At 54.5% G+C, this 12,608-nt stretch carries 10 protein-coding genes and 2 pseudogenes; 7 read left to right on the forward strand and 5 right to left on the reverse strand.

Annotated features, from left to right (window positions below; all coding sequences use genetic code 11):
* The first annotated feature begins 346 nt into the window (after positions 1-346).
* The 7 genes and pseudogenes from JCM12296_RS07435 to JCM12296_RS51330 form a co-directional block, all read left to right on the forward strand.
* Complete coding sequence (locus tag JCM12296_RS07435; RefSeq protein WP_054691330.1) at positions 347-1,537, forward strand: TolC family protein; 1,191 nt, start codon at positions 347-349, stop codon at positions 1,535-1,537.
* A 25-nt stretch (positions 1,538-1,562) separates the two neighbouring features.
* On the forward strand, positions 1,563-2,774 hold the full coding sequence (locus JCM12296_RS07440; protein ID WP_054691331.1) for an efflux RND transporter periplasmic adaptor subunit: 1,212 nt from the start codon (positions 1,563-1,565) through the stop codon (positions 2,772-2,774).
* Between the two features lie 8 nt (positions 2,775-2,782).
* Complete coding sequence (locus JCM12296_RS47200) at positions 2,783-3,955, forward strand: efflux RND transporter permease subunit (RefSeq protein WP_281491953.1); 1,173 nt, start codon at positions 2,783-2,785, stop codon at positions 3,953-3,955.
* Positions 3,856-4,551, forward strand: coding sequence for an efflux RND transporter permease subunit (locus tag JCM12296_RS47205; protein ID WP_281491954.1), 696 nt, complete (start codon positions 3,856-3,858; stop codon positions 4,549-4,551). Before JCM12296_RS47200 ends, JCM12296_RS47205 begins: the two co-directional genes overlap by 100 nt.
* A pseudogene (locus JCM12296_RS47210) lies at positions 4,454-5,940 on the forward strand (efflux RND transporter permease subunit). Before JCM12296_RS47205 ends, JCM12296_RS47210 begins: the two are co-directional and overlap by 98 nt.
* A 115-nt stretch (positions 5,941-6,055) precedes the next feature.
* On the forward strand, positions 6,056-6,958 hold the full coding sequence (locus JCM12296_RS07450) for a hypothetical protein (protein ID WP_246804055.1): 903 nt from the start codon (positions 6,056-6,058) through the stop codon (positions 6,956-6,958).
* A gap of 106 nt (positions 6,959-7,064) precedes the next feature.
* Positions 7,065-7,250: pseudogene (locus JCM12296_RS51330) on the forward strand (VanZ family protein); the annotation flags it as partial.
* Between the two features lie 67 nt (positions 7,251-7,317).
* Here JCM12296_RS51330 and JCM12296_RS43760 read toward each other — a convergent pair.
* The 5 genes from JCM12296_RS43760 to JCM12296_RS07485 form a co-directional block, all read right to left on the reverse strand.
* The gene (locus JCM12296_RS43760) at positions 7,318-7,959 is read right to left on the reverse strand and encodes a hypothetical protein (RefSeq protein WP_054691334.1); all 642 of its coding nucleotides are present in this window, start codon (positions 7,957-7,959) and stop codon (positions 7,318-7,320) included.
* Positions 7,956-8,216 (reverse strand): hypothetical protein, encoded by a 261-nt coding sequence (locus JCM12296_RS07465; RefSeq protein ID WP_054691335.1) that lies wholly within the window; start codon positions 8,214-8,216, stop codon positions 7,956-7,958. The genes JCM12296_RS43760 and JCM12296_RS07465 overlap by 4 nt, the downstream gene beginning before the upstream one ends.
* A gap of 951 nt (positions 8,217-9,167) precedes the next feature.
* On the reverse strand, positions 9,168-9,875 hold the full coding sequence (locus JCM12296_RS07475) for a hypothetical protein (RefSeq protein WP_172683802.1): 708 nt from the start codon (positions 9,873-9,875) through the stop codon (positions 9,168-9,170).
* A gap of 11 nt (positions 9,876-9,886) precedes the next feature.
* On the reverse strand, positions 9,887-10,900 hold the full coding sequence (locus tag JCM12296_RS07480; RefSeq protein WP_054691338.1) for a hypothetical protein: 1,014 nt from the start codon (positions 10,898-10,900) through the stop codon (positions 9,887-9,889).
* Positions 10,901-11,614: 714 nt separating this feature from the next.
* Positions 11,615-12,259 carry a hypothetical protein gene (locus JCM12296_RS07485; protein WP_054691339.1) on the reverse strand — a complete coding sequence of 215 codons (645 nt, stop codon included), beginning with the start codon at positions 12,257-12,259 and terminating at the stop codon, positions 11,615-11,617.
* Between the last annotated feature and the right edge of the window lie 349 nt (positions 12,260-12,608).

Below are 12,608 nucleotides of genomic sequence, written 5' to 3' on the forward strand. Positions count from 1 at the left end.
ACGAACCCAAATCCGGCGCGATCTGGGGGAATTATTTCTTTCCGCCAGCCTTAGCGATGGAGTTTGACATGATGAAATGGATCTGTATCACCCTGAGTGCCTTGACCGTTACGGCGTGCGCCATGTTCGTGCCCCAGGATCGGCCGAACACACCCATCAGCCTGCCGGCGGCCTACTCGCTTTACACGGATGGCGATCCGGCGCCCGATCGGTGGTGGGAGTCCTTTGGCAGCGATGCGCTAAACCGGCTGGTGGAAACCGCGCTGGCCGGCAATTTCGATGTGCGCACGGCCTGGGCCCGCTTGAAACAGGCCGATGCGGTGGCCCGTCAGGCAGGGCGAACCGCATGCCGATGCTCGATGGTAGTGGTGGTGCCGAAAAAAGTTGGCAGCAAACCAAAACCGATGCGGCCGGAACGTCCCACAGTAACAGCCGCACCTTCAGCGCCGGGCTGGTCGCCGCCTACGAGCTTGACCTGTGGGGGCGGCTGGCGGCACTGCAACAGTCCGAGAACTTGGCCTTGAAAGCCAGCGCCGAAGACCTGGCGGCGGCGGCCGTGACCGTGTCGGCCGAGGTGACCACCGCCTGGATCGAAATTCTTTCCCTGCATCGCCAGATCGCGATCCTCAGGGATCAGATCGACATCAACCAGCGTATGCTCAAGCTGCAGGAATTGCGTTTCGTCAACGGCCAGGCCGATGCCCTGGACATTTCCCAACAGCGCGAAGCCCTGGCCCAGGCCAAGGCCAAGCTGCCGCCGTTGCAGCTTGCCGAACAGCAGCAGCAAAATGCCCTGGCCGTTCTTCTGGGGCGGGCCGGTGCCGGCGATTTCACCGTCAACCAGGAGACCTTGCCATCGCTGATTCCCCTGCCGGCCACGGGCCTGCCCGCCGATCTCTTGGCCGCCCGGCCTGATATACGCGCCGCCGGGCTGCGCCTGAAAGCAGCCGACTGGCAGGTCAGTGCGGCCCGGACCGATCGTCTGCCGTCCATCACCTTGTCGGCCGATGCGGCTTTTTCCAGCGACACACTCGATCTTTTGCTCGGCAACTGGGTCTCTACCCTGGCGGCCAGCCTCACCGGCCCGGTGTTCGACGCCGGTTACCGATCGGCCGAGGTGGATCGCACCCGGGCCGTGGCCGATGAATATCTCACCGCCTATGCCCAGACCGTGGCCGGGGCGATCCAGGAAGTCGAGGACAGCCTGGCTACCGAAACGCGCCAGGGCGAGTACATCGTCCTTTTGGAGGAGCAGTTGAAGGCCTCGCGGTTGACCCTGAAGGACGCCCACCTTCAGTATATGAACGGCCAGGACAATTACCTGGCCTACCTCACGGCCTGGACCAGTGTTCAGGCGCTGGAGCGCCAATTGGTGGATGAAAAAGCCACCCTGATAAAGAACCGGGTCAGCCTCTACCGGACCCTGGGTGGTGACTGGACCCGCGGGCTGATGGCCGGCGGCGTGCCGGCACCAGCCACCGACACCAACACTGAAACGGTTCCACAAACCCAGACGAATACCGTTAAAAACGGATAATCGTGACACCCAGGAGTCGCTTACGATGTCAGAACATACTCATCTCTCATCCTTTTGGGGCAAGGTCGGCAAGGCCTTCGTGCCCCTGATGCTGATCATTGCCGGCGGGGCCGCCTGGTCTTATTTCAAAGCCACCGCGCCGGTGATGCAGCGATCCACACCCCAGCGCAAAGTTGCCGTGGTCGACGTTCAAACCGCCAGCCTGGGTGATGCCCGTGCCGTGGTTTCCGCCATGGGCACGGTCGTTGCCGCCCGTGAGGTGACCCTCAAGGCGCAGGTTTCAGGCGTCGTCCAATCGGTCGCCGACGCCTACGTTCCCGGCGGGCGGATTGCCAAGGGCGCCGAACTGCTCTCCCTGGACCCGGCCGATTACCAGGTGGCCGTGAAAAAAGCCCAAAGCACGTTGGCCGATGCCAAGGCCGCCCTGACCATCGAACAGGGCAGTCAGAATATCGCCCGGGAGGAGTTGCGCCTTTTGTCCGAGTTGTCCGCCGAAACGGTTGCCCAAACCGATCTGGCCTTGCGCAAACCCCAGTTGCAGCAGGCCCGGGCGGCTGTCACCAGTGCCGAGGCCGACCTTCGTCAGGCGATGCTGAACCTCAACCGCACGGTGGTGAAGGCGCCGTTCAACGCCATGATTGTCGAGCGGCAGGTCAACGTGGGCACTTATGTCGGAGCCCAGGAGAGCCTGGCCACCCTGGTGGGCACGGATACGTTCTGGGTCGAGGCGGTGGTCTCCCTGGAACAGCTCGCATTGATCGACCTGGATTACCCGGGCGGCTGTCCGGTGGCCATCCGTTCCCAGGCCGGCCAGGGACAGTGGACGGGAACGGTGGTTCAGGTGGCCGGCAAGCTCAATGACGCCAGCCGCATGGCCACGGTGATCATTGCCATTCACAATCCCCTGGGAACAATGGCGAATCCATCCGCCTCCCGGCTGATGATCGACGACTACGTCCATGCGGATATCACCGGCCGGGAACTGAACGATGTGATTGCGCTGCCGCGTGCGGCCCTGCAGGACGATGACACCGTCTGGATCAACAGCGACAACACCCTGGATATCCGCAAGGTGACCCTGGCCTGGAAGAGCACCGACAAGGTCTACATCAAAAGCGGCCTGACCGCGGGGGAACAAGTGGTCATGTCGAACCTGGCCACCCCGGTTCAGGGAATGGCCCTGAAGCGGGTCGATGACGCGGCGGGGTCCGCTGCCGATGCAGCGGCCGGGAAGTGAGGTGACCCATGAAAACGGAAACCCCTTCGAACCTGGACCGCGGCCCGCTGGCCTGGATGGCGGGCAACTCCGTGATCGCCAATCTGCTGATGTTCGTTTTTGTGGTGGGCGGTCTGATCGTCGGTTGGCACGTCAAGCAGGAGGTCTTTCCCGATTTTACCCTGGATATTGTGAACATCACGGTCAGTTATCCCGGCGCCAGCCCGGAGGAGGTCGAGAACGGCATCATCCTGGCCGTCGAGGAGGCCATCCAGGACTTGGAGGGTGTCGACGAGATCACCTCCACGGCCAGCGAGGGCAGCGCCAGCATCCGTGTCGATGTCCTGGAAGGCGCCGACGTCACCCGCCTGTGGCAGGAGATCAAGAGCGAGGTGGACCGCATCGACACCTTTCCCGACGAGGCAAAGGATCCCCAGGTCTCTATTGCCGATCACAAACGGGGAGTCCTGACACTGGCCTTGCATGGCAACGTGGGCGAGTTGACCTTGCGGTCGGCAGCCGACGCGGTGCGCGACAAATTGCTGGAAAACGACAACATCACCCAGGTGGAGCTGACCGGCGTCAAGGATTACGAGGTTCAGGTGGAGATCCCCCAGGCCACCCTGCGACGCTTCGGCCAGACCCTGGGCGACGTGGCCGAGACCATTGCCGATGCATCGGTGGAGCTTGGCGGCGGCAGCCTGAAAACCGAGGGCGGCGATATCCTGGTGCGGGTCAAGGACCGGCGGGATTACGCCAGCCAGTACGCCCATCTGCCCCTTCTCACCCAGGCCGACGGCTCCCAGATCCTCTTGGGGGATGTGGCCACGGTGCGTGAAGGCTTCGAGGATTCCAACACCTGGGCCGAATTCGACGGGCAGCCGGCGGTGATGATCGAGATCTACCGGGTCGGCGACCAGACGCCCACCGAAGTCGCCGGTGCGGCCAAGACCGTGCTGGAACAGCTCAACCGTTCCCTGCCCGAGGGCCTGACCCTGGCCCTCCTGGATGATCGTTCGGAGATTTTCACCCAGCGGGCCGAGCTGTTGACCAAAAATGCTTGCAGGGGCTGGTTCTGGTTTTCATTTTCCTGGCCCTGTTCCTGGAAACCCGCCTGGCCTTCTGGGTCAGCCTGGGAATCCCGATTTCCTTCATGGGCTCGTTTATCTTTCTCTCGGCCACCGATTTTTCCATCAACATGATCAGTATGTTCGCCTTTATCGTGACCCTGGGGATCGTGGTCGACGATGCGGTGGTGGTCGGTGAGAATATCTACCACTGGCGCCGCAAGGGCCTTCCCACCCTCCAGGCGGCCGTGGCCGGCACCCGCGAGGTGGCCATGCCGGTGGTGTTCAGCGTGTTGACCAACCTGGTTGCCTTCATGCCGCTGATGTTCGTTCCCGGCTTCATGGGCAAGATCTTCAAGGTCATTCCCCTGGTGGTGGCTGCGGTCTTCGGCGTTTCCTTGATCGAAAGCCTTTTTATCCTGCCGGCCCACCTGGGCCATCGGACGCGCCAGACGCCCATCTGGCCCTTGAATTACCTGGAGCGCTGGCAGGAACGTTTCAGCCAGGCCTTTGAACGGTTTGTGCGCAACCGCTACGGCGATTTCCTGCCTTCATGGTCCGGCAGCGCTATGGCGTGTTGCCTTCGGCATTTTTTTGATGTTGGCTTTGGGCGGTTATGTGGCCTCGGGGCGCATGGGGCTGGAGATGTTTCCCCGAAGCGAGTCGGACTATGCCTACGGTTCCGCAACCCTGCCTTACGGGACGGCCGAGGCGCGGCTGAAAAGCATTGAGGCCCATCTGGTGGAAACCGCTCAGGCGGTGATCCGTGACCATGGCGGCGGCGAACTGGCCAAGGGCGTTCTCAGCAACGTGTCGGACAATACCGTCACCGTGCGCATTTTCCTCACCGCCGCGGACCGGCGACCCATCCCCACGTCCAAGGTGGTCGACCTCTGGCGCCAGCGGGCCGGGGCCATGGCCGGGCTGGAAACCATTCGTTTCGAGTCCAACATGGGCGGGCCGGGATCGGGCAAGAACCTGACCGTCATGCTCAGCCATTCGGATACGAACACCTTGGACGCCGCCGGCGAAGCCCTGGCCGAACAACTGGCCCAGTTTCCCATCGTCCACGATATCGACGACGGGTCGGCCCGGGGCAAGCGCCAATTCGACATCCAGTTGCGTCCCCTGGGGGAACGCATGGGGTTGACCTCCCAGTCCGTGGCCCGGCAGGTACGCTACTCCTTTCAGGGTGCCGAAGCCCTTCACCAGCAGCGCGGCCGTAACGAGGTGACCGTGCGCGTGAGCCTGCCCGAGGGGGAACGCACCACCGAGGCCACCTTGGAAAATCTCATCCTCCAGGCGCCGAGGGGGAGGTCTTTTTGCGGGATGCGGTGACCATGACCGCCGGTCGGGCGTATACCGCCATCGAACGCACCAACGGCCGCCGGGATATCTCGGTGACGGCCAATGTCGACCCGCCGGCCCAGGCGGAGAACATTCAGCGCGAATTGAAAGCGAGCATTCTGCCCGACCTGATCAAGCGCTATCCGGGACTCACTTACAGTTTCGAGGGTCATCAGGCCGACATGCGCGAGAGCCTCAGCGCCCTGGTGACCGGCTCGCTCCTGGCCCTGTTCGGTATCTATGCGCTCCTGGCCGTGCCGTTCAGAAGCTATGCCCAGCCATTGATCATCATGGTCAGCATTCCCTTCGGCGTCATCGGCGCCATTTTGGGCCACCTTCTGATGGGGTATGCCCTCTCCCTGAACAGCCTGTTCGGGGTCGTGGCCCTATCCGGGGTGGTGGTCAACGATTCCCTGGTGCTGATCGATTTGGCCAACCGAAACCTGAAGGCCGGCATGACCCATTTCCAGGCGATTCACAACGCCGGCATTCAGCGCTTCCGGCCGATCCTATTGACCACGGTAACCACCTTCGGTGGGCTGATGCCCATGATCATGGAAAAATCCTTCCAGGCGCGCATGATGATCCCCATGGCCATTTCCCTGGGATTCGGCGTGCTCTTCGCCACCCTGATCACCCTGGTGCTGGTGCCGTCCCTTTACATGGTGCTTGAGGACATCTCCCGTTTGATCCATCGGCGGCCTGCCGTCGATGGATTGCCGCCGGACGGCGATATCCGGCCGCAGCTGACTGGGCCGTCCCATCCCGTTTGATGAATGCGCATTCAATCTATTCGGCGGCAAGCGTTTATGCTATGAGAGCGAGGTTGATGATATTCTTTAACGGATAAAAAACGGGAGCGGCGCAATGGACCGGATGACATCACAGTTGACGCGATGGATTGAACAGGAAAAAAGAGACCCAAGAAGCGCCCGGTGGCAGGCCGCCCTGGAAGAGATCATGACCCTTTTCATTCCGCGGCTGGAAAAGGGAACATTAACGCCTGTCAGCCCTCTGGAAGCGCAGGACATCCCCATATTCAAGTCTGCCTTGGCCCGTCTAGACTTGAGTCCGGGTTTGTGGGCCGCCTTTCTGCCCCCTTCTGCAGCCGCTTTGATTCTTCCTCCTGCCGATGCCATGGAAGAATTGGTAAGAATCGACAAAGATCAACCGTCATATAAAATCATCATCCAAAGACCTGGCAAGGAAAGCCGTATCCTATACGCAGAGATTTCAGAACATGCGCACCGGCCGGGCATCGATATTTTCCAGGAAGGCGCCTTGCTGGGCAGTTTCAACTATGCGACCCATGACATCTGCATCGAAGAGATGACAAAAGCTGTTCGCGCCCATGCCTGGGAAAAAGATAAATGGTCCGGGGAAGACATTATCGCCTACACCGTGAACTGGTTTGAAAAGGTAATCTATCTTGAACGCGCCGACGTCAGCGTGGAGGAAAAACATTCCTTTTTCCATTCTCCCACCCTGATCCGGACGGACAGGGTGGATGCCTTGTTCCGTCTTCTGACGACCTTCCTCAACCTTCGTTTTCAAACTGAGCCAGAAAAATTCACAGCTTCCCTGCCCGAAAAAACCGGAAACAGGGAAGCCAGGATGTCAGCCTGCAGCGCCCTTGTAGAGTCTTCCCTTCTGGACCTGCTGAACACCGTCCGCTCCCTGGATCTGTTTGATTTTAAAGCCTTCACCAGCCAGGAAGAGAAGAAATTCAAAACCGAATTCACCCGATCTGTCCGCAAGCTTTCAGCCGATCTCGATAAAATGGATGCGTAATCCTAGTTGCCCTTCCACCATGCCGTGTTTATTATCGTCGTCATATTCAGCAAAGGGGGCTCGGCAGGCGCTAAAAACCGCCATTATCAACACAAATGCGAGGCGCATGATCTTCATCGTCAACGTCGTCGGCTTCGCGCCATTCGCCTATCTGCTCATCAGTTACCTCTTTGCGGGAAAAAAGGTACTCCGCCACGATAAAGCCGCGCTGCTCGTTATGGCGGCCGGCATGGGGATCAGCCTGTTGATCGAGCTGCTGCAATACGACATACCGGGCCGCTCGTCTTCCCTGACGGACGTGATCGCCAACACCATGGGAACGGCGCTGGGTGCCGGTTATTTTCTCCTTTTGGACGGCACTAATCTACGACAAAGTTCTGGGGTGTTACTAAATTTTCTTTGGAAGGGCAGTCGGGTAGTTTCTCTTTTCCGGTCAGCGCTTTCAGCTGTTCCCAACTCTCTTCCGGGCAGCTCTCCGGCTTCTCGGCAGGAATACACCATCCTTCCCAGGTGTCGATTTTCTGAGTCTCTAAGCACTTTTTGAATTCCTTAATCTGAAGGTACGTTGGCGGGGGCGCCGCAAAACTATTGATCGCTACGGTAGCGAACATCAAACCCATAAAAGTGGATAATGAATATGTTGACATGGTTTTCCTCCTGTTTGTGAATGGGATGAGAAATTTTAAGGAATATCCGCCGCGCCGATGATCGTCAATCAATTTATTCACTAAGGATTTGCCGTAACGGCGGATCATGAAAAAGGTCAGTGCAACGGCGATCAATACAAACACGGTCCCGATGGCCCAGGGCGTTGCCCATCTATGGCTGACGCCACCGACGATATCCGCTGCCGGTACCATAACGCCCACCCAGACATTGCGATTGGCTCCCTGCATCGATTGAAATCCGCACCACCAGGTCTGGTTTTTATGCTTGATGAAGAACACCTCGCCTGATGCCAGATGCCGTCCCGACCAGGATGCAACCAGTTTCCGGGTCAACGACTCCTTGATCTCGTCGGAAGAAAAAAATCAGTGGGATGGGTCTCCCCCCCGGCAACATAAATCTGAGCATCGTTCCGGAAGATGACGACGCGACCGTTCTTGCTCGGCGCTGGTCCCTGCTGTTCTCGATCCATGTCGGCTACCGTAATTCCATATAGCATGGGGGCCCGTTTCAGCAGGGGAATCAACAGGTCGTCGCGTTCACATCGCCAAAGTACCGCCCCCAACGTATTGCCGCTCAGGCGCTGGGGCATTGACTTTTCACGTCGAGTAAGTAGCTTATATTCATTGTTTATTAGAAAGCGACGTCTAAGGAAGTCGCCAAAAAACAGGGTGACTTCATGAATTTAAATGCTTTCCCGCAAGGGGTACGCTGCTTTTTACGGTTCCATCAACTTAGAGAACGAGAGGAGCGGAACTTATGGGTTACAGAGATGACTTTTACAAACTTGAAAATATTATTGGGATCACAGGACCGATAGATTCACTTCCAAGTGTGTATTTCCAAGACACTAAGACCGGTGAGTACGGACACATCACTCAGGTCCACTATTATGACTGGAATCAGGGGCGATGTCCCGTCAAGAAAGACCCGGGCTACCGGATAGAGAACAAGTGCGGCGGCGGTTGTAAATGCGGACGTTCTGCAGCGCATGAATTCAACGGGAGAGGGGTCTGTTTTCACCCTAGCAGGTCGATATTCGTACCTCGCTCGGATCTGTCCGGTGGGCAACTGGAGGTTGTGGCCCAGGCCATATGGCGGTGCCACATGAGAAAACGGACCCTATGAATTGGGACGAGAGAGATCGGCAAGACGTAATGTATCAGCAACGGTGGCTCGACGCGCATCAAAAGGGGCCAAGGGGGAGGCGGAATGCCATAAACTACACAGCCCTGGGACTCACGAATCAACTCTTGAAAATCGCCTACCCCCACCGAGCGGAGTGACCAAAATCTTTCGCACTTTTGGTCTCGCGACGATGGCTCCGGCTGCGTGTTGCATCGCATCTTAATTCTTAAGTATTTGGTTCTCCAGATATTCGAGGGATTTCTCACGCTCACGAAGACTTTAACAAAAATGTACCAGGATCATCAATAAGTAATAATTAAAATGCGACCCCTCGCCCTCTGTTTGTTGAGAACCGTACAACCTGTATCCCCGAAAAAATCCCTGCGGACCAAGCTGAACTCATCAGATTGGCAGGCTAAAACGGTGCTGCCCAGCGACTCTCCTCCACTGCCGTATCGTGATATGAAGTGTACTCTACTTTTTCTCTATCAAGAACTTCGCGACAACGCAGACAGCACGGCTTCGATACGCCCATATTTATATTTTCAAGTGGAGTTCCCTGAGACCGGAGATATTTCAAAATCTTCATTTCAGCGTGCATATTTGGCGTTGGGTCCCAAACGATGTGGTATTTAGCCCAGGGGGTACCAAGTTCCTTCAGGGTTTCTGTTACATCGGAATCAATAATTACCAAATTGTTTGCTGAAAAATACCATGTGTCAATGACATAAGCGGCGGCCACGCAATCAAGTTGAATGTCCAATTGGCGCATTTGCCTATTCTTCAACCAGTGTCCTGCGGTGCCCTCTGTCTCTGTGTTTGTTATTTTAATAGTCGTGTTCGTCCGGTTGTCGTAGGCGCCACGTTGGCGCCTTGTCATATCCTTCCTTACTTCATCTGCATGTGATGGAACAGTCATCTTAGCCGGTCGAGTGGAGGTATACGCGCTATAATTAGTGTCATGAGGCTCATTACCGACACCTGTGACTCCGCAGCTCCAAACGACCGCCAGCATATATGAGGCCACACGATCGGCTTTGGCGAGTTCTGTGTCCCGAATTAGACTTTGATAGCGCTCGGCGTGATACTCTAAGCGACTTCTGTCCAATGCTTTATATGACATTTCGACCCCCATCAATTAAGTGTGTGGAAATGAATGGTGCCATCGTCACGGCTGAGGTGATGCGTGTACGCCGTTTCCCCAGCCGTTTTTTGGCAGCTCCCTTGTTTCCAATTCTTCGCAAAGACGCGTTTGATCCGGAAGAGGTCGAGAGCATCTGAATATTCTTCCCATTTGAAGTCCTGATTGTTTGCATTTCCTGAACGGTAGATATTCATTAGAGAAATCAATGAACTATCATTACAATCGTCATTAAAGTCTTTTCCAATCTTCCGAAACAAAAATGTAACTCCAGGATATGAGGCGAATCGGACAGAAATATTTTTCGGAGGAACAACAGAATCAGGTGTAAACTCATCAGGCAGTTGAGTCCATTCGCTTTTAGAGGTATTCACCGCTATCCATTTACCGGCAATTCTCACGATTACGAATTGATGACCGTTTATTGTTTTTTCTTTATCTCCTTTTGCCATTGCCTGATTGTAATTGTCTGACTTGCTGCTAATCGCATAACGGATATCTTCTGGATTATGCACCAAATGTAGCGCTTTGACAACAGCGATAAATGATCTGGCATAATGGGAACAACCAAAAGCTGCCTTTGTTTCTATAATGTCACTCGCAGAGGGGGCAAAAAAGACATCTGCCGGATTCGAGAACATAAATTTGGAACGCCAGGTTTTTAGTATTTGCTTTTGTTCAGATGAGAGATTGAAGGTGCATAGAAAACCAAGTTTCAGTGTTTCCAATTTATCGTAGATAATAAACGTCCTTGGTTCAATGGTGTTTATTTGAACACCCAGTATATGATCTGTCATAATCTCTGATACTTTCAGCAATTGGGATAATTTATCCTTCTTGCCATATGAATCAAGAACAGGTTTTACTACATTGAATGCATACTCTTTTACTATTGGTGTGACTTCAATAAGTGATCCCGCGTCTTTGGAATACGCGGGTGAAACAACCAAACAAAAAAGAGAAATCAAAATTAACGTTACTGACTGAGTTATTAATTTTTTGATCATATTCAGCTGCTCTATTTAAAAATAATACCACGCATTGGGATAGCGTATTCGGAGTGGTCTTGCCATAAAAGAATGTTACGCAAAACATGCAAATGCGTCAAGAACGGTACTCCTGGTGCGAAAAATACTATCGTTAATACTTCCGTTAAGATCTCTGAGTGTCGAAGAGATGAAGGAGATTATTCAATATCATCTGCGCCGCAACTTCATCGCTTGCATCTCGCATCGAAAGAAAAGGGCAAGGCTGGCCAAATCTTATAACATCTATGTTTCGCTGTAGTGCTAATACCTTGTCTGCTCAATCTTCCGCCCCCAATCGAGGTCTCGCAAAGCGGTAATAAAAATAGACTCCCAACCCCAGAACCATGATGCCTAAGATATACTCTAAAGGATCAGCCCGCATTACTACCAATGCAAATCCAATCAGACTCGCCACTACAAACCCCGTGGCCGGTGTAAATAACAGCCGCCAGATTCGCATCATGTTGACCTGCAATACCAAGAGCGACGAGCTCGGTGGTCTTTGTGGGAGCCATCGAGGACTGCCCGTTTTAATTCCTTCAGCCCAAAAGCGCGTTGGCATTAAAAGCCTATCGTATGCATACATCGATATTAGGTAAAACGCTACAGCAAGAAAAAGGCATATTACAGAAATCGCGATTGTGACTAAGTAGATTTCATTCCGTTCAGCAATTGCGATCCCGCTGAGGCCGCCTAATAGGGCTCTGGTATGCGCACATGAATCAGTAAGAAACTGCAGTTTTTTTCGTCACTTAAAATGCCAAGCACGACACCGAGAAAAAAAATTATAAAAGTTCCAAGCAACTTTGCAGTTTCCATCTTTGATTTGATTTTATCGCGAAGCTGTTCGAACGTTTCTTTATCAGTTGGTCCTATGGACCAAAGTAAATGACTTCGAGTCCATTTCAGGCTGTTCCATACATGCGTCGTGCTAAAGCAGAGGCAGACTATCTCTGATCGTGCTATGGCAATTGCTCCATGAAATTGCTCGCAGAGCCACCCGAGTTGAGGTTGATGGCCTACGATTACAAGAGCTCCATCCTCATTGATGATCTTGAGCATACTTTTGATATCTCTGGCAAACTCCGTCACGTTTTCTCTGCTCCAACGTCGAAACACCGAGGGATTAAGATTTTCCTTTGTGCTGGCGACTACAGATATGCTTCGGTCCTCGAGAGCTTTTTTAACTGTCCCTGCATGTTCTCTGGCGTGTCTATATTCAGAGCACCATAATTTTACGTGTTTGATTTCTTCCACATCAAGCTGCTCACTTAAGGCGGATGATGTTTCATAGGCCAACTCGATGCCTCTCGGGTCAAGACCTTGTTTCTCGTCCATACTTCCAGCGCTTCTGTCTACTGGCCCATGGCGAATTAAGAGTAGAATCTTTTGAGATAGTTTAAACATGGTATTCACCCGGCTAACACGGCAAATTAACCGGCGGCGGGCCAATGGTCTTCAGGGGAATGCTACTCACGTTGTCCCGCCGTCCGGTTCAATTTTTGGTTGGTCAGTTCTTTACGTCTACTGCTGAGGTGAATGTCTTTATTTTTCCACGTGGCTGAGATCGTTTTCCCTGGCTTTCTGAAAAGCCCATTCTTAACGTAACCATCTGCATGGCAAAATGGCCACTCTAAACTTGAAGAACACCGACCCATCAGGGTGATTCACATGTAAAATCTAAAGC

The organism is Desulfosarcina cetonica JCM 12296 (assembly GCF_001311845.1).
Classification (GTDB): domain Bacteria; phylum Desulfobacterota; class Desulfobacteria; order Desulfobacterales; family Desulfosarcinaceae; genus Desulfosarcina; species Desulfosarcina cetonica.